The sequence below is a fragment of the Sphingobacterium sp. WOUb80 genome (assembly GCF_050058145.1).
Taxonomy (GTDB): Bacteria; Bacteroidota; Bacteroidia; order Sphingobacteriales; family Sphingobacteriaceae; genus Sphingobacterium.
The window spans coordinates 5,695,658-5,719,721 of the sequence record NZ_CP165617.1; the positions used below are offsets into that span (position 1 = coordinate 5,695,658).

23 protein-coding genes are annotated in these 24,064 nt (G+C 38.2%); 13 read left to right on the plus strand and 10 right to left on the minus strand.

Annotated features, from left to right (window positions below; translation table 11 throughout):
* Nucleotide 1 precedes the first annotated feature (1 nt).
* Complete coding sequence (locus tag AB1Z56_RS23555; RefSeq protein ID WP_309364258.1) at nt 2–736, minus strand: lysophospholipid acyltransferase family protein; 735 nt, start codon at nt 734–736, stop codon at nt 2–4.
* 123 nt (nt 737–859) lie between these two features.
* On the opposite strand from AB1Z56_RS23555, the gene AB1Z56_RS23560 reads away from it, so the two are divergent.
* From AB1Z56_RS23560 to AB1Z56_RS23575, 4 genes are read left to right on the plus strand one after another with little or no spacing between them, the layout of a single operon-like run.
* A complete protein-coding gene (locus AB1Z56_RS23560; RefSeq protein WP_309364257.1) occupies nt 860–1,159 on the plus strand; it encodes a DUF2089 family protein in 300 nt (99 codons plus the stop codon).
* A gap of 45 nt (nt 1,160–1,204) precedes the next feature.
* Complete coding sequence (locus tag AB1Z56_RS23565) at nt 1,205–1,690, plus strand: hypothetical protein (protein ID WP_426790332.1); 486 nt, start codon at nt 1,205–1,207, stop codon at nt 1,688–1,690.
* Nucleotides 1,687–2,271, plus strand: a complete 585-nt coding sequence (locus AB1Z56_RS23570) for a hypothetical protein (RefSeq protein WP_426790333.1) — start codon at nt 1,687–1,689, stop codon at nt 2,269–2,271. The genes AB1Z56_RS23565 and AB1Z56_RS23570 overlap by 4 nt, the downstream gene beginning before the upstream one ends.
* 12 nt (nt 2,272–2,283) lie before the next feature.
* Entirely contained in the window at nt 2,284–3,657 is a 1,374-nt protein-coding gene (locus AB1Z56_RS23575) for an alpha/beta hydrolase family protein (RefSeq protein ID WP_426790334.1), read from the plus strand.
* Between the two features lie 141 nt (nt 3,658–3,798).
* Here the strand turns inward: AB1Z56_RS23575 and AB1Z56_RS23580 are convergent, their stop codons facing one another.
* Nucleotides 3,799–4,506, minus strand: coding sequence for an SDR family NAD(P)-dependent oxidoreductase (locus tag AB1Z56_RS23580; protein WP_309364250.1), 708 nt, complete (start codon nt 4,504–4,506; stop codon nt 3,799–3,801).
* 2 nt (nt 4,507–4,508) lie between these two features.
* Nucleotides 4,509–5,423 carry a lysylphosphatidylglycerol synthase transmembrane domain-containing protein gene (locus AB1Z56_RS23585; protein WP_313266159.1) on the minus strand — a complete coding sequence of 305 codons (915 nt, stop codon included), beginning with the start codon at nt 5,421–5,423 and terminating at the stop codon, nt 4,509–4,511.
* 474 nt (nt 5,424–5,897) lie between these two features.
* Between AB1Z56_RS23585 and AB1Z56_RS23590 the strand changes: the two genes are divergently transcribed.
* The 3 genes from AB1Z56_RS23590 to AB1Z56_RS23600 all read left to right on the plus strand — a co-directional run bounded on the left by AB1Z56_RS23590 (nt 5,898) and on the right by AB1Z56_RS23600 (nt 8,867).
* The gene (locus AB1Z56_RS23590; RefSeq protein ID WP_426790335.1) at nt 5,898–6,452 is read left to right on the plus strand and encodes a lipocalin family protein; all 555 of its coding nucleotides are present in this window, start codon (nt 5,898–5,900) and stop codon (nt 6,450–6,452) included.
* Nucleotides 6,453–6,715: 263 nt separating this feature from the next.
* Nucleotides 6,716–7,852 carry a GDP-mannose 4,6-dehydratase gene (gmd, locus tag AB1Z56_RS23595; protein ID WP_309364246.1) on the plus strand — a complete coding sequence of 379 codons (1,137 nt, stop codon included), beginning with the start codon at nt 6,716–6,718 and terminating at the stop codon, nt 7,850–7,852.
* Between the two features lie 88 nt (nt 7,853–7,940).
* Entirely contained in the window at nt 7,941–8,867 is a 927-nt protein-coding gene (locus tag AB1Z56_RS23600) for a hypothetical protein (RefSeq protein WP_309364244.1), read from the plus strand.
* Between the two features lie 207 nt (nt 8,868–9,074).
* On the opposite strand, the gene AB1Z56_RS23605 is transcribed toward AB1Z56_RS23600, so the two are convergent.
* The 5 genes from AB1Z56_RS23605 to AB1Z56_RS23625 all read right to left on the minus strand — a co-directional run bounded on the left by AB1Z56_RS23605 (nt 9,075) and on the right by AB1Z56_RS23625 (nt 17,308).
* The gene (locus AB1Z56_RS23605; RefSeq protein ID WP_426790336.1) at nt 9,075–12,821 is read right to left on the minus strand and encodes a sensor histidine kinase; all 3,747 of its coding nucleotides are present in this window, start codon (nt 12,819–12,821) and stop codon (nt 9,075–9,077) included.
* A gap of 168 nt (nt 12,822–12,989) precedes the next feature.
* Nucleotides 12,990–13,763, minus strand: a complete 774-nt coding sequence (locus AB1Z56_RS23610; protein WP_197084076.1) for a succinate dehydrogenase/fumarate reductase iron-sulfur subunit — start codon at nt 13,761–13,763, stop codon at nt 12,990–12,992.
* Nucleotides 13,764–13,777: 14 nt separating this feature from the next.
* Nucleotides 13,778–15,712, minus strand: coding sequence for a fumarate reductase/succinate dehydrogenase flavoprotein subunit (locus tag AB1Z56_RS23615; RefSeq protein ID WP_309364239.1), 1,935 nt, complete (start codon nt 15,710–15,712; stop codon nt 13,778–13,780).
* A gap of 57 nt (nt 15,713–15,769) precedes the next feature.
* Nucleotides 15,770–16,540 carry a succinate dehydrogenase cytochrome b subunit gene (locus tag AB1Z56_RS23620; RefSeq protein WP_309364238.1) on the minus strand — a complete coding sequence of 257 codons (771 nt, stop codon included), beginning with the start codon at nt 16,538–16,540 and terminating at the stop codon, nt 15,770–15,772.
* A gap of 171 nt (nt 16,541–16,711) precedes the next feature.
* Nucleotides 16,712–17,308 carry a porin family protein gene (locus AB1Z56_RS23625; protein ID WP_333865965.1) on the minus strand — a complete coding sequence of 199 codons (597 nt, stop codon included), beginning with the start codon at nt 17,306–17,308 and terminating at the stop codon, nt 16,712–16,714.
* A gap of 87 nt (nt 17,309–17,395) precedes the next feature.
* Here AB1Z56_RS23625 and AB1Z56_RS23630 point away from each other — a divergent pair, with 87 nt between their 5' ends.
* The 6 genes from AB1Z56_RS23630 to pruA all read left to right on the plus strand — a co-directional run bounded on the left by AB1Z56_RS23630 (nt 17,396) and on the right by pruA (nt 21,837).
* Nucleotides 17,396–17,605: a hypothetical protein gene (locus AB1Z56_RS23630; protein ID WP_309364234.1), complete on the plus strand. Its 210-nt coding sequence runs from the start codon at nt 17,396–17,398 to the stop codon at nt 17,603–17,605.
* Nucleotides 17,602–17,943, plus strand: a complete 342-nt coding sequence (locus AB1Z56_RS23635; protein WP_309364232.1) for a tRNA-binding protein — start codon at nt 17,602–17,604, stop codon at nt 17,941–17,943. Before AB1Z56_RS23630 ends, AB1Z56_RS23635 begins: the two co-directional genes overlap by 4 nt.
* Nucleotides 17,944–17,952: 9 nt before the next feature.
* Complete coding sequence (locus tag AB1Z56_RS23640; RefSeq protein ID WP_309364230.1) at nt 17,953–18,420, plus strand: nucleoside deaminase; 468 nt, start codon at nt 17,953–17,955, stop codon at nt 18,418–18,420.
* A gap of 101 nt (nt 18,421–18,521) precedes the next feature.
* The gene (locus AB1Z56_RS23645) at nt 18,522–19,130 is read left to right on the plus strand and encodes a superoxide dismutase (protein WP_293905644.1); all 609 of its coding nucleotides are present in this window, start codon (nt 18,522–18,524) and stop codon (nt 19,128–19,130) included.
* Nucleotides 19,131–19,377: 247 nt separating this feature from the next.
* Nucleotides 19,378–20,031 carry a peptide-methionine (S)-S-oxide reductase MsrA gene (gene msrA, locus AB1Z56_RS23650; protein ID WP_426790337.1) on the plus strand — a complete coding sequence of 218 codons (654 nt, stop codon included), beginning with the start codon at nt 19,378–19,380 and terminating at the stop codon, nt 20,029–20,031.
* A 168-nt stretch (nt 20,032–20,199) separates the two neighbouring features.
* Nucleotides 20,200–21,837 (plus strand): L-glutamate gamma-semialdehyde dehydrogenase, encoded by a 1,638-nt coding sequence (gene pruA, locus AB1Z56_RS23655; RefSeq protein ID WP_309364226.1) that lies wholly within the window; start codon nt 20,200–20,202, stop codon nt 21,835–21,837.
* A 59-nt stretch (nt 21,838–21,896) separates the two neighbouring features.
* On the opposite strand, the gene AB1Z56_RS23660 is transcribed toward pruA, so the two are convergent.
* A complete protein-coding gene (locus tag AB1Z56_RS23660; protein WP_426790338.1) occupies nt 21,897–23,078 on the minus strand; it encodes a metallophosphoesterase family protein in 1,182 nt (393 codons plus the stop codon).
* An 18-nt stretch (nt 23,079–23,096) separates the two neighbouring features.
* Nucleotides 23,097–23,864 carry an endonuclease/exonuclease/phosphatase family protein gene (locus AB1Z56_RS23665; protein ID WP_426790339.1) on the minus strand — a complete coding sequence of 256 codons (768 nt, stop codon included), beginning with the start codon at nt 23,862–23,864 and terminating at the stop codon, nt 23,097–23,099.
* Nucleotides 23,865–24,064: the final 200 nt, after the last annotated feature.

The window sequence follows — 24,064 nt, forward strand, 5'->3', positions numbered from 1 at the left end:
GCTATTTTTCGACCTTTAGTTTTATCGTCTCTTCCGCTAATTTTACGATCTCCTCAATACTTTTCCCTTCGGTATCCAATGGATTTAAAACTTCCCAGGTCATATGAAGAAAAGGGGTCAGTGGATACATGCCATATTGTACCATTTCATACGATCCCGTGATGGCGATAGGAACAACGAGTGCGTTTGGATTTTTCTTTAATAATGTCGCAATTCCACCCACATGGAAAGCCTTCATTTTCCCCGTTTTTGACCGCGTCCCTTCCGGAAAAATAAACGCCGACCAGTTTTTGGTTTTCATATTGTTGGCAAGTTTCAGGATCTCAGCAATAGATTGTTTGGGGTCATTGCGATCTATATTTGCGGCTCCACCATGTTTCAGGTTAAAGGAGATGCTAGGTATCCCACTGGCAAGTTCTATTTTAGAAATAAACTTTCCATGAAACCTGCGTAAGAAATAGATCATTGGCGGAATATCAAAAGTGCTTTGGTGATTGGCAACAAACACAATAGGCTGTCCTGTTGGAATATGTTTATTGTCGATAAATGTTACCCGATTAAATAGCGTGTAATAACAGGCAACCAGACAAGCATTTAACATATCTACACTTTTTTTGTGTGCATTATATCCACCAAGTTTTAAACATAACCACTGTATAGGGTGAAAGATAATCAAGGATAAACCAAAACAAAACCAAAATATTATAGATAGGAAATAGCCTAAAAACTTCTTCATAAATGTTATTTAATGATACAAATATATCATTAAGCAATGGTTTTTAAAAAATATTGATTTTATGGTGTTTTGTTTTAACATTATTAATACTATCTTTAATAATATTGATATAGATATTATTTAATGAAAAAAATACCAATTGATTGTCCCTGTTGCGAAGCGAAGTTAAAAGTTTCTAAGTTGGTGTGCGACTCCTGTGAGACTGAAGTTGTCGGTAAATTTTCACTACCCTTGTTGATGCAACTTACCGTCGAGGAACAAGAATTTGTCCTGAATTTTTTGATGCACTCAGGAAGTTTAAAAGAAATGGCAAATCAGATGGGCAAATCCTATCCGACGGTCCGTAATATCCTCGACGATCTGATTCACAAATTGAAATCCCTTGCTCAGACAAACAATACTGTTGGGAACAGAAGTATTTAGTCGCCTGCGGAATCGGATAATTGATAATCGAATAATTATATCAAGATGAAAAATAATACACTTTATACCGAAAGCCAATCTTTTTTTAGTTGGTGGCTTTGTCTGGTCCTTTTAACTGTCAGTGTGGCTGGCTTTTCTGTGCATTGGCATGATCTCTTGCGGTTGAATTTTGTTCCATTATTTCAATCGCCGGGCTTCTGGATCAATTTAGTATTGTGGGGACTCTTTGCTGTGTTGAGATTAAAGACTACGATTCATGAAGACGGGGTTGAAGTCTATTTTTTTCCTTTCAACTTCTATCAAAAAAGCGTGCAGTGGTCAGATATACAATCTATTGAGGTGCGAAAATATAATCCGATTGGTGAGTTTGGTGGATGGGGATTGCGGAGAGGGGTGAGAGGGCGGGCTTTTTCAGCTCGGGGCAACATAGGTCTACAACTTACACTGGGAAATGGTAAAGTATTGCTTATAGGAACCCAAAATCCAGCAGAGATCGAACAGCTGAACTTATCTCAATTCTTAAAAAAATGAAAGTTAAACAGATTTTTCAGAATCCATTTGCCGAATTTACGGAGTGGAAATTATTCTTTGCGGGTGTTTTCGGATTCTTGTTATCAAGCTATATTATTTATTTATCGGGTCAGCAGTTCAATGGATTTATGCATTTCTATCAACCAGAAATGACGGTTTCTCTATGGGCTGTATTGCGTGTTCATGCCTATATGGTCTTGGCTCCTTTTGTACTTCTATACGGTATAGGGATATTATTAAACAGAAAGACCAGGATCATTGATGTCATGAATGTTGTGTTAATTACGCCATTCCCGCTTTATCTTGTGTTATTTTTAGGGAAACTTCTAAACCAGGACAAATTCACGGATCAAATCTTAAAGGCAGTGCAAAGCGGCGATCATGCATTGGCTGGGGTTGATAAAACGGAGATGTTCTTGTTTGGTATGTTTGGAATCATCAGTTTATTATTACTGTTTTATCAATTCTATCTATTGGTCAAGGGCATGAATGTCGCAGTTAATAATAAGAAGATTGGGATCAGTATACTATTTGTGGCATTATATTTTATACTGGATCTATGTATACAGTTTAATTTCTAGTAAAAAACGACAATGAGAAGAATTTTATACCTATTTATCATTTGTTTCCATTTTTCATGTTGCCATGCACAGACATTTGATGGTTCATGGAAGGGGGAGGTTGAGGTTTCCGGGCAGAAGCTCTTGCTGGTGTTCAATATTCAAAAAGATAATGCAGGAAAGTGGAATGGAACCTTTGAGAGTCCGATGCAAACCGCACAGAAATTTACAATAAATCAAATACGCATCGAGCAGGATTCCATTTGGATGGACGTTAAAAATATAGGTCTTGTTTACGCAGGCTTTTTGGATCGGGATAAAGATGTGATGAAAGGGGTGATGAAACAAGGGCCTTTTGAATCTGCTATGATTTTGGTACGAAGCGAGAACGAACAGAGCGGGCTTTCTCGTAAACAGGATGTATTTCCTCCGTATAGCTATACGGAAGAGGAAGTGCAGTTCAAAAATAGCGCGGGCAATGCGCTACTTACAGGATCCCTGACTTATCCCAAAAGCGGAGGGCCATTTCCTGCGGTGGTATTAGTCAATGGCAGTGGGCAGCAAAATAGGGATTCGGAGGTGTTCGGGCACAGGCCTTTTAAGGTACTTGCAGATCATCTTACCAAAAATGGCTTTGCCGTATTGCGCTATGATGATCGGGGGGTAGGCGGCTCTAAAGGAGAAGTTAATTTAGCAACAACGATTGACTTTGCCTCTGACGCTAATGCCGCAGTCGATTTTTTAAGTAAGAAAACGAATATTAATGGAGAGAAAATAGGGATAATCGGTCATAGTGAGGGTGCTTTAATTGCTGAAATAGTGGCATCAGAAAGTAATAAAGTAAAATATATAGCGCTTCTATCCGGACCCGTGATTAAAGGTGATTCTCTGCTGATTTTACAAAGTTACGCACTGGGAAAAGCCGGAGGTTTATCTGAAAAGGCTTTGGATATAAATAAAGTAAATAATCGAAAATTGTATAATATTCTATTGGAAGATGAGCCACCAAAAGTATTGGCCGCATCGATGGAAGAGGAACTTATTCATCAAAATAACGGGAATCCGCTGACTCCTGATATGAAGATTAAACTTAGTCCAATGATGAGCCCTTGGTTTAGGACGTTTCTCCGCATCGATCCGGCTTATTATCTGAAGCAGGTTAAAGTGCCGATTTTTGCTTCTTTTGGAGGAAAGGATGTTCAAGTTCCTACCAATGAAAATATCTATTGTCTCCAGCGTTTGCACTTAAACACCACCGATGTCACAATTAAGGATTATCCCAATCTGAATCACCTTTTTCAAAATGCGCAAACTGGAAAAATTGAAGAATATTTTGAAAACTCAGAAAGCTTTAATGAACAATTGATGGATGACCTTACGAAATGGCTTAAGCTGAAGACAAATTGATTGAATGAACTAAAGGCCGAGAATTTTAAGATTTCTTTGCGGATCAAATAGAATTAAAAAGCTCAGGGCCATTTAATAGGATATTAAATGGCCCTGATTGTATTCGATAAAGGGATATCTCTTTGAAGCGTGCTGTTTCAATTAGGGCGTTGTATTGGCCACTGGAAGTATTTTACCATTGAAATAGTGCTGTCCGTTTTGAGCAAAATCAGCAATATAACGTCCCATTTCAAAGGCTAATGTACCCGCTTCGACACCAGGGAATGCAGCTTCAAACATTTCAGTCTGGGAAGATCCCAAAGCCAGACAGTTGACTTTGATTCCCTTTTCTTTAAACTCTTCGGCTAAACATTCTGTCAGGATCGCTAATGCTCCTTTACTGGTTGAATAGGCCGCAAGTCCGGGGAATTTCATGGAGCCCTGGAATCCACCCATGCTACTAATATTGACTATATGTGAACCCTCTTGCATCATTGGGACAACATGTTGTATCATATTGACATGCCCCATTACGTTGGTCTGTAGCATTTCGGCAAAATCTTTTCCATCAGTTTCCATAAAAGGTTTATTGATGAGTGCTCCTGCATTGTTGATCAAAATATCGACCTTATCAAATTTTGATTGAATGAACGGAACCAGTGTGGCGTAGTCATCGTAGACAATATCAAATTGGGCAGGATATAACGTGCCGCCATCATAATTGAGCTGGCTGGCAATTTCATGGAGTTTTCTCAGTTTGTCCGCTGATCTAGCCAATGCAATTACTTTGTTGTCCTTTTTAGAGGTCAAATCCAATACTGCTTCAAATCCAACACCACTGCTTGCCCCTGTAATAATAATATTTGCCATGTTTATTCTTCTAGTTTTTGACTTTGTTCGACTTCTTCTACAGAAGGTAATTTGTCTTCTCCAATTGCTTTCGGATGAAATATAAAATAAATTCCTGAAAGAGCCACGAGTGCAGAAATAATATAGAATAATAACGTGATTAAAACTGCATTGTGTGAGTCCACTTGAAATATCCCGGCACCCCATAGAATCACAAGCTCACGCATCCCCAACCCCCCAACGGAAAAAGGAATAATCGAAACCAGCGAAGAAGCAAGGAATAAAAAGAGATAAGGAGAAAATTTACCGCTAAATCCCAGTGCATAGAGTATTAGTATTGCGGCGATGACTTGCATAGACTGTACTCCGATGGCTTTTAAGTGGGCTTTTAGAAATGTAGCCTTGTATTCTCCGAAGAATTTGGTAACGATAAAATAGTAGAGGATACTCCCAACGATAAATAGAATAATGGTCAGATAGTTTGGAATCCCCAGTTGTGGCATATAAGTAATTAGTGCCCCTATAATCAAGCATAGTGCCCAGAGTCCACTCAATCTATCTAAAAATAGAGCCGTAAATAATTTTCTCCCTTTAATATTGAACCGTTTTCGGAGGAAGAATATCTTATAACCATCTCCGCCGACACCACCCGGTAGAATGAGGTTATAAAATAAGCCAAGTTGGTACAATTTTAAATTGTATTTTTCGGTAACATCTAATCCGATGGCCTTTAAAAACGTTAATAAACGCGAAGAGGAGATAAGAATGGAGATGCTGTAGGCCACTAAAGCAAGGAAAAGATAGAGTGGATTGGAATTGATGACAGCTTCTTTCAGATCTTTTAAAGATACCTTGCTGAATACCCAATATAAGGCCCCCACTGTAACAATAATCTTTGCTATATTTTTGGCTATTTTGAGCCCCTTTTTTTTATCCATAGAAATTATACGTCCAATCTTGTGTGGCTGTAATTAGCGATTTGGAGAATCCAAAGTTAGAAACTTTGTCGAATTGTGCAATTGCGCTTAGGCTATCGTTGGGTAAATTCTTGAATACAATAATATCAAATATAAAATACCAAAGATAGTCGCAAGAGAAAATAGCCAATTTAGGTCAATTCTGTTATATTTGTGCTTGAGCACAGCGATCATTAATCCAATGATAAAGCAAAACAGCAGAATAGGAGCTACAAGTGCAATCTTATTGGTAAAGGCAAGGCTGATTTGGTTCAATTTGCCTTTAGCTTCCTGTCCTAAAAAAAGCGGATAAGAAGCGAAGGCCAATAAAATGATAAATAACCTTAACAGCGTTTTTGCGATTATTTTGCTTATGGTATGATTTTTGGCTGTAATCTTCATGATTTGTGGATTAATTTACTCCAAAAATACAATTTGAAATTAAAATATATACATATGAATCGATTCGTTTTATCATTAGCAACTGTTTTTGCTACGGTGACCTTATTTTCTTGTGGAGCACAAAAGCAAGGTACATCAACTGGAAATCCTTCTTCCAATACGAGTGCAGCTTCAGGTCCTAGCGCTTCGGACTGGAGATCCGCTGTAAAAGGAACGTGGACACTGAATACAATCGATAGAGAAAATTTACCTTCTTCATTCACGATTAAAAGTGTATTTGAGGAAGCTCCTGCTGAATGTTTTGTCGGTAGTACATGGAATTTTATTGGAAATGGGAAAGGATCAATTACATTTAATGCTCAGGGTACTTTATGTGCACCGGGCGCATCACGTGAGATCTTTTGGACTATCTATAATCCTGGAAAAGGTTTAGGAGAACCTCAGTTCCAATTTAAAAAGATTTATGCAGGTGATAAAGCGAAGAACGTAACAACGGGTTATCGCTTGGATTTATCTTATTCGGATGGGAATAAATTGGTTATGCGTATGCCATTGACTGTTGCTAATGGAGAAGCTTATTTAGTCTTTAATTTTACGCGTTCAAACTAAACGTAAGCAATAAAAGAAGAATAACAGAAAGCTATAGGAATTCCTATAGCTTTTTTTGTTTAAAATTTAATACTTTTACACTCCCAATTCATGATGATTAATTTTGCGCTATAAACTTGAGAGTTTATGCAAGCAATGAGAAGAAAATTATACTTGAGTAAACGTGTAAGCGGATAAATTAATTGGAAGAATGAAATGGGATAAGTACCTAGCGATTTCGTCAGGTATTGCTTAATCTAGAGAGAAACATGGCTGAACAAAACATGAAAACTGCTTTAATCACAGGCATTACAGGACAAGATGGTGCCTATCTAGCAGAATTCCTATTGAAGAAAGGTTACAAAGTACACGGTCTAAAACGCCGGAGCTCTTTATTTAATACAGATCGTATTGACCATCTTTATCAAGATCCTCATCTTGACAATAGAAATTTTACCTTGCATTTCGGTGATTTGACGGATTCAACCAACTTGATTCGCATTATACAAGAAACACAGCCTGATGAGATTTATAATCTTGCAGCGCAATCCCATGTAAAAGTTAGCTTTGATACACCCGAATATACTGCAAATGCAGACGGTATCGGTACATTACGGATTTTAGAGGCTGTTAGGTTATTGGGAATGATTGAAAAAACCCGCATTTATCAAGCTTCGACTTCCGAACTGTATGGATTGGTGCAAGCGGTCCCACAGAGTGAAACGACGCCATTTTATCCAAGAAGCCCCTATGCTGTGGCAAAAATGTACGGTTATTGGATTACGGTAAATTACCGCGAGGCGTATAAGATGTATGCCTGTAACGGTATTTTATTTAATCATGAGAGCCCTGTACGGGGAGAGACTTTTGTGACACGTAAAATTACCCGAGCAGTAGCAAAGATCGCACTCGGACTGCAAGATAGATTATACCTTGGTAATCTGTCTGCACAACGTGACTGGGGGCATGCCAAAGATTACGTGGAAGCAATGTGGCTGATTCTGCAGCAGGACACTCCTGAAGATTTCGTGATCGCTACCGGGGTGACCACAACCGTTAGGGACTTTGTTCGCATGGCCTTTGCCGAATTGGGCATTGAAATTGAATTCAGTGGAAAAGGTGAACAAGAAAAGGGTGTAATCATTGATATTGACGAGGAGCGCCTATCAGAGTTAAATATTGATAAGTCCTTGATTAAGTTTGGTCAGACTGTTGTCAAAGTTGATCCCGCTTACTATAGACCTACGGAAGTTGATCTATTAATCGGTGATCCGACCAAAGCCAACACAAAACTCGGATGGACACCAAAATATGATCTCCAAATGTTAGTAACAGATATGGTACAATCTGATCTTCATTTGATGAGAAAGGAAGAATACTTGAAACGAGGCGGATTTGAGACCTTGAATTATTTTGAATAATCTATAATTGGAAATAAAAAATAAAACTGGAATAATTTTTGTTTAAACATTTATTGGTATAAATTTATACCTATGATGACAGTATATTATGATGAATTCAGAAGTTGTTTCAAGTAAGCAAGAAGAAGAAAAGAAGAAAGATTCCTCAAAGATCTACTTCTTTATTATTGCTATAGCCGCATTACTTGCAACGAACATATATTTTTATGTCAAGTTTAAGACCAACGGTGAAAAGGTCTATACGCTTACAGTAGAAAAGGAAAATCTTCAGGTACAGATTGATCGCATAGAAGCTGAATTGGATAAGATTGATGTAGAAAATGTTCAGTTGACACCAGAGATGACCGTACAGAAAGACGATTCAAGAGCAGAGATTGCGGAACTTCGTAAAAAGCTTGAAAATAAGAGTATTACGCCAAAAGATATTGATGAAGCGCAACATAAGATCAACCAGCTCAAAAAGCAGGTAGATACTTATCGTGTCAATGTGCAACGTCTCATTCAGGAAAATCAAATCTTATCAAAACAAAACTCCAATTTAAACGAATCAGTCGTCGAAAAGGAAAAACAAATCACTTCTTTGGTTACCTCAAATTCAGAGCTGAAAGAGAAAGTGGCAACTGCTTCGGCACTAAAAGTTTCAAGTATTAGTATCAATGGGCTTGAAGTTAAGAAGAATGGAAAGGAATTTGTTGAAGAGCGTGCCAAGAAAATCGATAAGTTAAAAATCAATTTTACTATTGCGGATAATCCCTTAGCCAAAAATGGTGAACGTGATATATTTGTCCGAATTATCGATCCCCAAGGAAATTTGGTTGTACAGGGAGATAATATCTTCTATGTGCATGGCGAAAAATTGCAATATACTTTTAAACACAACATCTTATTTACCAACAAAGGTGAAGATTATATCGTATACTGGGCTGCAGAGGACGGATTTTCCAAAGGTGCCTATACCGTATTATTATATGAAGATAATGCAATCATGGGACGATCTACTGTTGTACTGCGTTAAAAACAAATAAACAGATAAAAAAGCTCCTTGAATTTCAAGGAGCTTTTTTAGTTATGGTATGATATCTTTAGTTATCCTCAAATGATAATGCAACAAAGCGATCAGCAAAGGACAGATTTTGAGCTATAGGCTGTTATTGGGTCGATAAGCTCGTGGTATTGCATAGTTGTTCTATAAAGTATGATGCTAACTTTGGTTTTGCAGCTATTAAGACTCTATCTGTTGCAAAGGAAGCAGTATATGAAACGTTGTTCCTTCACCCTCAACTGTCTCGAAATAAATCTGTCCATTGCTCGCTTCAATTGTTTTTTTGACAAGAACCAACCCTAAGCCATTTCCCGAGCTTTTTGTGGTGAAATTAATCTGAAATATCTTATCCTGCATCTCCTTGGGAATGCCATAACCATTGTCTTTGATATCTATCTTGACAAATTTGTCCGAGTAGCGCTCAATGGAGATTTCTATCTTCATATTTTTTCGCCCATAACCACCTTCAATTGCATTTTTGATCAGATTGTTGAAGGTTCTCAATAGCTCATTACCATCAGCTTTGACAATAAGTGTCTTATGATCAGCATTATTAATGAGACGAATACTTACATTTGGTGTATTGTTGTACAAGGAAATGGACTTTGTTACTTTCTCTATAATATTAATGTTTTCCATAACCGTATTTGGAAATTTGGCAAAATGCGAAAATTCCGATGCGATATGTGTCAATGCATCGATTTGCTCAATGAATGAGGTGGAGAATTTATTGAAACGATCCGGAAATTTAGGGTCGTCATCTTTGTATGATCTACGAAGTTGCTGAATACCTAGTTTCATTGGTGTTAATGGATTTTTGATCTCATGTGCGATCTGTTGGGCCATCTCACGCCAGGTAGACTCGCGCTCGGTATCTTTGATCTTGTTCGCATAGTCCTCCAGTTTGATGATCATGAGATTGTATTCTTTGATCAATGTGCCTATTTCGTCATTTCGTTGCCAAAAGAGTGGTTCATTGGGCTGTCCCAAACGTAGCTGTGAAATCTTCTTACTGATGATGCTCAATGGATTGGTGACACTATTGGCGACGAACGTTGCATAAAAACCAAAACCGATGATGATCAACGAATAGATATTCACGATCGTATTTAAAAGAAGATTTTTATTGATATTTTCTTCTTTCTGGAGCGAAAAATTCGGAATTCCAATATAGGCCAACGTATTATAATTTTTGTCCCTGATAGTCGCATAACTGGTCTCAAATTGGAAAGTACCTATCCGCTCATCTTCAATTGTCTCTGATTTTTTTAATATGGAGAGATTCTTTAACGCTGCTGGGTTAATGAAAGTCGAGAAAAGCTCCAGATCGTAAATTCTGCGCTGAGAGCTATATAGCAATCTGCCTGATTTAGAATAGAGGTTGAAATCTTTGGAGATCGTTTCAGACAGTGTTTTGAGCATGCTGATGAGCTGCGTCTCATTGGAAGTTTCATCCGTATAGGTCAGCATATTTTCCATCCGCTTGCCAAGTTCAATAATAAAACGTTCCTTATTGGCTTTATTGTTATTGTAAAGTTGTTTGTTGATGCTTATATAGGAAATCACAGCCGATATAAGAATAGCCAGAATAACGGAAGAGATAATTGATGTCTGAATACGTGTAGAGTACTGTATTTTATTGACTATTTTGTAAAATTGGTATTTTAAATTACGGAAAGTAAGTTTGGTGTTTTTGAGAAAGATATAGAATGATTTTATGAAATGAAAAAACATAAAAATCATAAAGAATACCAGGAACAGAAATGAAGTTGTCGCGAGGTAATCCCAAAAAGAAGGTTTCTCTTTGCTGATAACGTATGTTGAGAATTTATTGGCAACATAAGCCATATGAAGATAAGCATCCCGGTCCAGTACCTCAATATATTCACCAGGAGCCCCCTTGAGCCCTCTTAGATTATTCTCGTAGGTATATTTCCCAAACTGAGTGATCAGGGAGCCACCTTTATAGAGGGCTATTGAATAATCCCCTTTATTATAATACTGCGAATTGTTGATCCGCATATCCGTGAGGATTTCAGGATAAGGGACAGTATAACTAAAGTCTTTATTGGACAGATTGATAATGACGTTGACAATTCTATTTTGATCAATGGAGACTGGAATAATGGAAAAATATTCATGGGTTCCTAATTCAGCACTTGCACGATAAAAGTTTTGAGTCACTTTTATCGATTTATTGATTACCTTTTCTCTGTATTCATTGATCTTATTTCGGCTAGCTGGGTTGAGCGGAATATTGTTCTGATCATAATAATACGCTTTGAACTCATATTTGGAAAGATAACCGCTAAAGTACTTTTTCTTGATAAAATCGTTGATCCCTTCCGTATTGGTATATGGAAGGCTTATATTGAATAGATGTTTTAGTTCTTTATCGTTGGCGATGCTGCTTTCGATATCAGAGAAAAGAGAAACAGCATTAACATCATCTTCTGATTGCAGATTGCTCAATAAGATTTTCATGTCGATCAGATTCCGTTCCTGGTAGAAGCGCGCATGTGTGATCGCACTGATAATCGCCCAGAGTATCAGGACGGCGATATAATTTGTTAATATATGGCGGTCAAAATACTTCTCGCCAAAAGATTTAATCAGGATGATGAGTGCGAGCAGCAAGTTGACCAGACTGTTTTTCTCGATATAGAAGGAAATGATCAGAATGACAAAAATGACACATGCCAATTGAATGTTGAGGAGCTGTGTCGGTTTTAACTCCAGTTTTTTAAGGAAAAATAGTACGAGATCGATATAGATACTCAAGGCTAAAATACCGAGGCCAACAATACCGAGATCTACCCAGCTTAAGAAACGTAAATCGACCAGTTTCGTGAAGTCAAAATAGATATTGTTGGAATGGGTAATTAATGTGCCGGCGATATCATACAAGAGGCCAAAAGATAGATAGATGCTTAATATAAATCCGATGGCGATTGGAATTCTAAAGAGCCGGATGTTTTTTATCTTGTCAAAATTCAGCTCTTTACGAATTGAATAAATAAAGAGAACGAGCCACAGTACCAATATGGTGGTCGACATTACGGACCATATATTGGGAAAGAAGCGGTTATAAGCGTAATTGCGCGAGTCAAAAATCGAAAATGTTGCATTTTCGGAAAGTAAGTTCCATTTAAGATCGGCAAATTTGACAAGACTGAATACCGATAAGAGTAGGAGGGCAGACCACCAGGCTCTTCCTGTCTTGGCCATATGAAGACAAAGACTATTAAAGAAAATCAATAAAGCAATCCAAGCCAGCAGCCAGCAGAAGAATTGCAAAATCGTATAGGCATTTTCATGTTCTCCGTCTTTTAGCTTAACCGAGAACAGATAAGATCCCTCATTGCTATAGATATTTTTAATGGTGACCGTATCTGTATAGGAGGCAATATCAATATTTCTGGAGTCAAAGAAGTTCCGCTTCAATGAACTATTTAAGTAAGGATTATTGTTGTTTGTATATCCCTTTACAATGATATAGGCAAGGATACTGATATTGCCGATCGTTTTCTTACGTACGACGTAGGAGCGGTTATCATCTTGAATAAAATTGGATTTTTCCAAAAATCCCTGATCTGTGATAGGGACAAAAAGATGTGTGCTCCACATTTTCGGTTCATGGTCCTTAAAGAGGAATAAATACACCCTTTCATTGTTTTTAAACTTTTCGAACGCCTGATAGACGGCTATTGGATACTGATCATAATTTTTAAACGTCTTGAGCAGGAGTGAATCATTAAAAATACGATCGACTTTTTTCTCTTGTTGCGCGATATAATCATTGAGCGATTTTGTGTCAATGTCTAGTATTTCCTTATTGGTAACAGATTCTTTAATGGTAATAGCTGTTCCTATAAAGCATAAAGTCAGAATAAGTAGGAGTAATCGAATTTTTATACCAGAATTCACGTTCGTCAATTTACATTATTGTAAATATAAAAAAAAGTCCTTGCTTTCTTAGGGCAAGGACTTTTATATTATTTTTCTGAATAGCCTATTTTATCGGCTAGAAAGAATCTTCAATCGGTTTCTCCAGCTGTTGATGCTAGCGAGAGCACGAAGGATTTTAATTGCTTATTAAGCGTGTGGTTCTTCTTGTCTGAAGATTTTAGCAGTCAAGTACTCACGGTTTAAGCGAGCAATGTTTGTTAATTTGATACCTACAGGACATTCAGCTTCACAAGCACCAGTATTGGTACAGTTACCGAAACCTTCAGCATCCATTTGATCTACCATTGCCTGTGCACGTTCGTAACGTTCAGTTTGACCTTGAGGTAACAAAGCAAATTGAGATACCTTTGCAGATACGAATAACATTGCAGAAGCATTTTTACATGCTGCAACACAAGCACCACAACCGATACATGTTGCTGATTCGAAAGCTTCGTCAGCAATACGCTTAGGAATAGGAATAACGTTTGCATCAGGAACACCACCTGTATTGATATTCACATATCCACCTGCTTGTTGGATACGGTCAAATGCAGTACGGTCAACCGCAAGGTCTTTCAATACTGGGAATGCCGCAGCTCTCCAAGGTTCAATCACGATAGTTTGTCCATCATGGAAGCTACGCATGTGCAATTGACAGGTTGTAGTACCTTCTTTAGGACCGTGAGGGCGACCATTGATTACTAATGAACACATCCCACAGATACCTTCACGACAATCGTGATCGAAATATACTGGATCTTCTCCTTTACGAGTCAATTCTTCATTGACAATATCAAGCATCTCTAAGAAAGACATATCATCAGCGATATCGTTTGCCTGATAAGTTACAAATTGACCTTTATCTTTATCATTTTTTTGACGCCAAACTTTCAGCGTTAAATTCATATGTTGTGCCATGATAATTTTCCTTCTTATTTATAACTTCTTTGTGTTAACTGAACGTTCTCGAATACCAAGTCTTCCTTGTGTAATTCCTCAGGTACATTGTCTCCTTTGTATTCCCAAGCAGATACATAGGCGAATTCATCATCGTTACGTTTTGCTTCACCTTCTTCAGTTTGGCTTTCCAAACGGAAGTGACCACCACAAGACTCAGCGCGTTGCAATGCATCAACAACCATTAACTCACCCAATTCTAAGAAGTCAGCTACGCGGCCAGCTTTTTCTAAAGAAAGATTTAATTCTTCGTTCTCTCCAAGAACTCTAACATTGGTCCAGAATTCTTTTTTCAATTCTTGGATCAAACCTTGTGCTTTTTGTAGTCCTTCAGCTGTACGAGCCATACCACAATATTCCCACATAATGAGACCTAATTTTTTGTGGATATCATCAACAGTTTGTGTACCGTTTAAAGACAATAATTTGTTGATTTTCTCTTCAACTTCCTTACGTGTAGATTCGAAAGCAGGATGGCTGTGATCTACTGGTGCGAATGAGCCTAATTTAGCTAAGTAATCACCCACAGTGTAAGGGATTACGAAATATCCATCAGCAAGACCTTGCATCAACGCCGAAGCACCTAAACGGTTTGCACCGTGGTCAGAGAAGTTACACTCACCTAATGCATACAAACCAGGGATTGTCGTCATCAAGTTATAATCAACCCAAACACCACCCATTGTATAGTGAACAGCTGGGTAGATACGCATTGGCTGTTTGTAAGGGTTCTCGTCAGTGATTTGGTAGTACATGTCAAATAAGTTACCATATTTAGCACGTACAGCATCTTCGCCTAAACGGCCAATAGCTTCTTTGAAATCCAAGAATACAGCGAAACCAGTCTTACCAACACCACGACCATCATCAACAGCTTCTTTTGCATTACGGGATGCTACGTCACGTGGTACCAAGTTACCGAATGAAGGATATTTACGTTCCAAGAAGTAATCTCTGTCGTCTTCTTTGATGTCGTTGGCCTTGATCTCACCTTTACGCAATCTTTCAGCCATTTCTTGAGTTTTAGGAACCCATACACGACCGTCATTACGTAAAGACTCTGACATCAAGGTCAATTTCGATTGGTGATCTCCTGTTACCGGGATACAAGTTGGGTGAATTTGCGTATAACAAGGATTCGCAAAGTAAGCACCACGTTTGTGTGCTCTCCAAGCTGCTGTAACGTTACATCCCATTGCATTTGTAGACAAGAAGAATACGTTACCGTAACCACCAGTACACATCAATACTGCGTGTGCAGCATGCGTTTCGACTTTACCTGAAACCAAGTCACGTGTTACGATACCTTTAGCATGACCATCGATCATAACTAAGTCTAACATCTCATGACGAGTATAAGATTTTACTTTTCCTTTTTTAATCTGGCGGTTTAATGCTGAATAAGCACCCAACAACAATTGTTGTCCAGTTTGACCACGTGCATAGAACGTACGGCTTACCTGTGCACCACCGAAAGAACGGTTGTCTAATAAACCTCCGTATTCACGTGCAAATGGAACACCTTGAGCAACACATTGGTCGATGATGTTGACAGATACTTCTGCCAATCGGTAAACGTTTGCTTCGCGTGAACGGTAGTCACCACCTTTGATGGTGTCGTAGAATAAACGGAAAACAGAGTCACCGTCATTTTGGTAGCTCTTCGCTGCATTGATACCACCTTGCGCTGCAATAGAGTGTGCACGGCGAGGTGAATCTTGATAACAGAATGTAATTACATTATATCCTAATTCAGCTAAAGATGCTGCTGCAGATGCACCAGCAAGACCTGTACCAACAACAATAACGGTAAATTTACGTTTGTTGGCAGGGTTAACCAACTTAAGATTAAATTTATGATTTGACCACTTTTGGGCTAATGGGCCCGCTGGTACTTTTGAATCTAACATATCTCTTAATTTTATATTGATCGATAAAACCGAAGCTTTATCTTAAAAGATTCTGAATTATTTAAAGAAGAAAAACAACGGCATTATTGCAAAGCCAATTGGAATTAATACCCCAAATACCCAAACACCGATTGCTCTGATGATTCCAATGTATCTTCTGTGGTTAAAACCTAAAGTTTGGAATGCCGATTGGAAACCATGAATTAAGTGGAATGCCAAAGCTGCCATCGCAATCACATACAAAGCTACCAATGCAACATTTTTGAATGCAAAGTCAACTTGCTTGTACAAATCTCTCGCTTTTAAGATTTGAACATTGTTTTCTACCGTTTCTTGGTAGTCGTGGAATTCAGAAGCTTGAAGTTCTCTCGCTGTGGTTTGTCCAGTTGCCAAATCAGTACGGTATTCGATGTACGGCACTTCATCATTGTGAAACTTCCACCAAAAATTAGACATGTGCGTAGCTAAGAATACTAAAATGACAGTACCTAAGATACCCATGTTGCGTGAATTCCACTTGCTGTTTGCTTGACCATCATATTTGGCATAACCAATAGGACGAGCGGACTTGTTTTTCATCGACAATGTAATAGCGTAGATGACGTGAACAATTACCGAAGCATACAATAAGTAAGAAACAACTTTGATTGGTGTAAAGTGAGTCATAAAATAGGCGTACTTGTTGAACGCTAGACCCGCATCATCTTTAAATAATTGCAAGTTACCAACCAAGTGAACAACTAGGAATAAACATAGGAAGATTCCTGTTAAGCTCATGATTAGCTTCTTCCCAATCGAAGAACTGAAAACTGGCTTTGATTTACTCATTATCCTTGTAATTTAATTTTAATTAGGCAAATCTACTATTTGCTATTAAATATGATACCATTTTGACAAGAAAAAGCAACAATTTAGAACGGTTCTAAAGTTTATTGAAATAAAAAGTCCGTTTTGAATAAAAACGGACTTTCTAACGGTATATGAACAGTGGTTAAAGCACTATAGAATACTGAATAATCTATAGCCTAAACCGATACTCCACATGTTGATTTTTGGATTTGCCTGGCTCTCGTTGTTGACTTTGTTTAGGCCCATTTCGTATCTTACATCGACACGTAAGCTTGAAATGTCAGCACCTACACCAAATGCCCAAGCTGTACCACTTTTTTTGTAGTTATTTGGGTTCAATTGATCGATGACTTTATCTTGCTTGTCATCGACTTTAAATGAAAATATTGGACCAGTTTGAATCCTTGCTCCAATAGGACCTAAACCAAAGCGTTTACCCAATAATACAGGGACATCGACTGTTGTAAATTTAACATCTGTCGATTGACCATCTGGATTGGTTACTTTAGTGTTTTTACCTGTTAAATAAACCTCAGGCTGAATATGGAATCCCAATACACCAACACGACCATAAAGACCTGCTTGGTAGCCAGCTTTCGTGTCTGAATTGAAATATTTGCCATCGCTTTTAAGCTTAGAGAAGTTTAACCCTCCTTTTACACCCACCTCAAATCCAGGCAGAAGCTGCGCCTGTGCAGTTGCTACGCTACCACAAATTAAAAGTAATGCTGGTAAAATCTTTTTCATAATCTTTTATTTATGTATATATTGTATCTTTAAACAAACTTTTACAGTTCAGTAAAGATATACAAATTTTATACCTAAATCTTAGTTATGCTGAAAATTAACGAAGAACAGTGGCAAGTAGCCAAAGAAAAACTCCGTCGCAAGTACAACCATTTAAGTGACGAAGATTTAGCTTTTCAAGCAGGAGAAGAAGATAAATTGATCGGTAGATTATCATTACGCCTGGGACGGAAGCCTTCCTATGTTTTATTTACAATAGGTAAAGAGATTCAGGATATCAGCAGCAACAGATTATGAGTAACACCATTAGCTGGGACGATTTTGAGAAAGTAGATTTACGGGTAGCAACAGTTCTGGATGCACAGGATTTTCCAAAAGCTAAAAAACCGGCCTATCAGTTGAAACTCGATTTTGGCGATGAAATAGGGATATTGCAAAGCAGTGCCCAAATTACAGTACACTACAGCAAAGAAGAACTGATCGGAAAACAAGTGGTCGCAGTCGTGAATTTCCCTAAAAAACAGATCGCCAATTTTTTTTCTGAATGTCTGGTGACAGGTTTTCCAGATGAAAATGGGGATATTGTTTTGACGTCTGTTGATAAAAAATTACCAAATGGATCTAAACTTAGCTAAGTTTGTGTCATGACATTTATAGATTTTGAAGGAACACAACTGATCGATAGTGACGAGTCATTCATGCGGATGGCATTGAATGAAGCGAAAATTGCTTATGCGGAAGGAGAGGTGCCGATTGGGGCTGTTATTGTACATCGCGGAAGGGTCATAGGGAAGGGGCATAATCTAACACAACGATTAAATGATGTGACCGCGCATGCCGAAATGCAGGCTTTTACAGCAGCTGCAAATTATCTCGGCGGTAAATACCTTGATGAATGTACATTATATGTCACTATAGAACCTTGTATCATGTGTGCCGGAGCAGCTTATTGGACACATATTGGGAAAATAGTGTATGGGGCAAAAGATGAAAAGCGGGGCTATTCTCATTTTCATGATAAAATATTGCACCCAAAAACCGTTATTACCCATGGTGTTTTGCAGGAAGAGTGTGCAGATTTGGTAAAATCATTTTTTCGTCAAAAACGGTAAAGAAATAACGAATTTATTGTAACACATAAAAACATAACCGTGTATATTGTGTTATATTTGTATGTATAAACGAAGTAATAAACATTTAAATTAAAATAGATATGGCATTTGAATTAGAAGCGTTACCATACGCAGCCGACGCATTGGAACCACATATTGACAAAACTACAATGGAAATCCACCATGACAGACACCATCAGGCATATGTGGATAATTTAAATAAAGCAATCGCAGGAACAGACGCAGAGAATCTATCTTTATTGGATATCATCAAAAACGTAAGTAAATATTCAGCAGCAGTACGTAACAATGGTGGTGGTCACTATAACCACTCTTTGTTTTGGAAAGTTTTGGGTCCAAATGCTGGTGGCGCACCAACAGGTGAATTAGCGGATGCAATTAATGCTACTTTTGGTTCATTTGATGAGTTGAAAAAACAACTTCAAGCAGCAGGTGCAACTCGCTTTGGATCAGGATGGGCTTGGTTAATCGTTGGTGCTGACGGTAAATTAGCCGTAACTTCTACACCAAACCAAGACAATCCCTTGATGGATGTTGCTGAGGTAAAAGGGACTCCTATCTTAGGGATCGACGTGTGGGAGCATGCATATTATTTGAAGTTCCAAAATAAGCGTCCAGCATATTTAGAAGAAATCTTTAATGTTATCAATTGGGATGCCGTAGCACAAAACTATGCTGCTGCAAAATAATTGATCATTTGATAGTAAATCAGAAAAGCGACAATTTAATTTATTGTCGCTTTTTTTTTGAAAGTGTCTGATGTTATTGGCTAGAAAGAACATTCAGTTCGATTTGCTAGCTGTTGGTATCTGCAAAATCATGAAGGTTTTGTTTCCGTGCACTGAGTCCATTTTTTGTATTGTTTGCATTAGCAGGGCGTCTAGTTGAAAGCAAGAATGGTTTGTAGCCCGGACAAGCAAATTGACAATTAAATACATGAAAAATCTTTATATAATTTTGGTGGCTCTTTTTGTCTTTACTTCCTGTCAGGGGCAGGAACAGCAAGCAGAGAAAACAGACTTCTCAAAATTGCCTACAAAAAATACGGCGAAGCTGGATACGGCAACATTTGCCGCAGGCTGTTTTTGGTGTACCGAAGCACAGTTTAAAGAATTGAAAGGTGTTGTAAATGTTGTCTCTGGTTATACTGGAGGATGGGTCAAAAAACCGACCTATGCCCATGTGTGTACCGGAAGTACAGGACATGCCGAAGCGACTAATATTATTTTTGATCCCAATGTGATCAGTTACGATCAGCTATTGGAAGCGTTTTTCGTAGCACATGATCCTACCGAACTCAATCGACAAGGCAATGACGTTGGCACGCAATATCGTTCAGCTATTTTTGTGCACAATAAAGAACAGCTTGACAAGACGCGGTATTATCTTTCAGCTTTAGAAAAAGAGAAGGTTTACAATAAACCTATTGTAACCGAAGTAGTTCCGGCAACGGTATTTTATCCAGCAGAAGACTATCATCAAGATTATTATCGGTTAAATGGAAAAGAACCATACTGCCAATTGGTGATTAAACCGAAATTGGAAAAATTTAAACGTATCTTTTCCAAGGTGCTCAAAGAGGGACAGTAACTTTGGGTATTCATAAAATTTGAGGTAATTTTACTTCAATTAGCGCTATTTAGTATCCTGCTAATAAGTTGAAACCATGGTTTCTCATGCCTGATAATGGGATGAATAAACTTGATAGCTTCATGATTCATAAATAGCATTTTTGGATGAATAATAAATAATTGTAATATGTCTAAAGGATTTTTTACAGTTCCTGTTCCTACCAATGAACCGGTGTACACTTACGCTGTCGGAACGAAAGAACGCAAATTGTTAAAAGCAGCAATTGATGAGGCACGTTCAAAACAGATCGATATCCCAATGTATATTGGCGGTAAAGAAATCACTACTTCTCACAAAGTAACAATAGCTCCTCCACATGACCATCAACATATTTTAGGTCAATACAACCAAGGTGATAAATCTCACGTAACAGATGCAATCAATGCCGCTTTAGCTGCAAAAAAAGATTGGGAAAATCTTACATGGGAAGATCGTGCGGCGATATTCTTAAAAGCTGCTGAATTGATTTCAGGAAAATACCGTTATGAGCTGAATGCTGCGACTATGTTGGGTCAATCTAAAAACCCATATCAGGCAGAAATTGACTCAGCATGTGAGATTACAGACTTTTTGCGCTTTAATGTGCAGTACATGACTGAAATCTATAAGCAACAACCTCCTATTTCTGGAAAAGGTGTTTGGAACCGTGTGGAGCAACGCCCTCTGGAGGGTTTCGTATTCGCATTGACTCCATTCAATTTTACAGCTATTGCAGGTAATTTACCTTCATGTGTTGCCATGATGGGTAATGTTGTGGTATGGAAACCATCCAACACACAAATCTATTCAGCGAATGTATTGATGAAAATCTTCCGTGAAGCTGGACTTCCGGATGGTGTAATCAACTTGGTCTATGTTTCTGGTCCTGATGCAGGTGATGTGATTTTCCAACATCCTGATTTTGCTGGTATCCACTTCACAGGTTCAACTGGCGTATTCCAGGACATCTGGAAAACGATCGGTAACAATATTCACCGTTATAAAACCTACCCACGTATCGTTGGTGAAACCGGTGGTAAGGATTTCATCGTTGTTCATCCTTCCGCAGATTTGAAAGCGGCTAATACTGCATTGGTACGTGGTGCCTTTGAATACCAAGGTCAAAAATGTTCTGCAGCATCGCGCGCTTATATTCCTAAATCATTGTGGCCAGCATTGAAAGAATCTATGACCAACGATGTGAAGTCATTTACGATCGGTGGAACAGAAGATTTTACAAACTTTATCAATGCTGTTATTGATGAGAAATCATTTGATAAGTTGGCAAAATACATCGATAGAGCCAAAGAATCTAGTGATGCGGAAATTGTAGTCGGTGGTACTTACGATAAATCTAAGGGCTATTTCATTCATCCAACAATCATTGAAGCGTCAAAACCTGATTACGAAACAATGGTTGAAGAGTTGTTCGGACCAGTATTGACCATATATGTTTACGAGGATGCTAAGTTTGAAGAAACATTAGATATCGTTGACAGGACTTCGATTTATGCGCTGACAGGTTCAATTATTGCACAAGACCGTTATGCTATTAATTTAGCGACAGATAAACTGAGACATGCTGCGGGTAACTTCTATGTGAACGATAAGTGTACCGGTGCTGTTGTAGGTCAGCAGCCATTTGGTGGTGCTAGAGGTTCTGGTACCAATGACAAAGCAGGCTCAATGATCAACTTGCTTCGTTGGGTGTCTCCACGTACAATCAAAGAGACATTTAATCCAGATACAGATTATAGATATCCTTTCTTGGAAAAAGGAGAATAAGGGAGCGTATGTAGCTACCTTGTGAAATATATGAAAGGGCGCTTTACAAGCGCCCTTTTCTATTTTTTAAATAGCCCCAATTCTGTTCCATCGTCTCTGGTCATCCGTATGGCCAATGATTTATTGGTACCAGTTACATCAATGATCGTTCTTTTGCCGGCTTTTGGACCGCCACCTATAAATACAGGGTAAGTGTGGTCTTTATCTGCGGGGTAGTATCCGTATTGGTGTGTGTGACCAGAAATCATGACATCAATTTTATATTTTTGAAATAAGGGATGAAAACACGCTCTGTTATCCAAGGTGCCGTGCCAGTCATCCGAATGGAAAATTGGTATATGGCTAATCACAACAGTATGTTGGGCTGCCTTTCTTTCTTTAGACTGCAGGACTTTCTCCAGCCATTTGGCCTGTTCTTTTCGATAGTTATCGTAATCGACTGTTCCGGCATATACCTCATGGCTGTCAGGCTTGTCTTCGCCACTATCCAGCATGATCCAAAAAATAGGCCCTCTTTTAAAAGCTTGATAATATTTATTGTCCGGATAACCAAAATATCGTTTGAAATTGCGAGCGAAAGATCCCCTTGTTTCGTGATTCCCTCGGTTCATAATGAATGGTTTACTAGTCGCAAAAAACTCAATTGGCTTTAGTAGCTTCTCTGTAATATCTTGCTGATTGGTAACATAATGAAAGGAGTCTCCATTCATCACAAAGAAATCGTAAGGCGAAATATCCTGATTTGGGATAAGGTCGCGGTAGCTGCTTTTTTCTTCATGGACATCGTTGTATACGAGACAACGAATCTGCTCCTGATTGTTTTTGGCTAATTTAGCCTCGAAAATGGGAGTTTCTATTTCCTGACCGTACACAATTTTATAAGGATCGAACTTTTGAATTTCTTTCGCCTTGATGCGGTAACGAAAGGATCGGGGAGCGTCCTCAATAGCAAAGTGAAAAAAGTCGGTATTTGCATTGATCATCCCATCTTCGGATTGGTAGATTTTTTTCTGGACATTTCCCGTGTTATCGAGAATTTCGAGCCAAGCAAAAGCCTCTTTGCTCAAAATTGTAAAAATACTGACGCCTGTTTCCGTTTGATTTTGCAAATAAGCAGGTACGACAAAACTGAACTCGCCCTCCGTATTGTCTGCAGTTTTCTCTTTTGCGGTGCTTATATTGGGCAGTGTGATCCCTGCCAGTGCCAGGGCTTCCAAAAATCTTCTTCTATTAAAATTCATAATAATTGGTTCAATAAATTATTTGATATTGACTTCTACATATAAGGGTCTATGATCACTAGCGTATTTTTCGTCCAGAATCCGATGGTTAGCGAATTTTGCATTAGCCGTTTTATTGATCATAATATAATCGATTTCGGTATTGGGTTTGTCTTGGGGAAAAGTAAATCCATTGGCGATATTGCTTTTTATGAATACTTTGCCGAGTTCTGTAATGGCGGGATCTTTGGGCTCAGAGTTTAAATCGCCAACAAGGATGACGGGCAATTTTTCATTCTTGAAACGATGGGTGATAAATTTTGCCTGTTCAATTTTGTTTTTGTCTCTGAGATCAAGGTGTGTATTGGCAAATAGAAGTTTCTTTTTATGAATAGTCACTTCGATTACAGCTAAACTACGTCTTTCACTCTCCACTGGGGACGGCAGAAAATGTTTTTCTACGCGTTCAATTGGCTGCTTAGATAAAATTGCAGTGCCATATTCCCCTTTCTCAAGGTCTATTCCTTTGGAAAATATATAGTACATACCTGTTAGTTCAGCAAGTTTTTTAGCTTGGTTTTCAAAATATGAACGACCAAGATTGACATCAATTTCTTGAAGCCCAACGAGGTCCGCCTTTGAATTTTTAATAATGGTGGCAATAGTGTCAAGATTGATAATAGATTCTTTTTCAGCAGGTGGATTCCCATGATGAATATTAAAGGAGAGTACTCGTATCGTTTGTGCATGGAGATGAAATACTGATCCTAGCAGTATCAAAAGGAATGGAATGAGTTTACGATTCATTGTTTATATTAAGTTTAGCATTTGGATGTCAGGCGGTTTTAGTTCGCCGTGCTAAAAATAACAAAATCTATTAGTACAAATTGAAAACTTTGGACATGTAACAAAATAATCATTTAAGCTTAGCATGGTTTGAACTTTGTCGCAAAAAAAAGTAGCCATCTTATACAAGATGGCTACCTACATTATACTAATTTTTACAG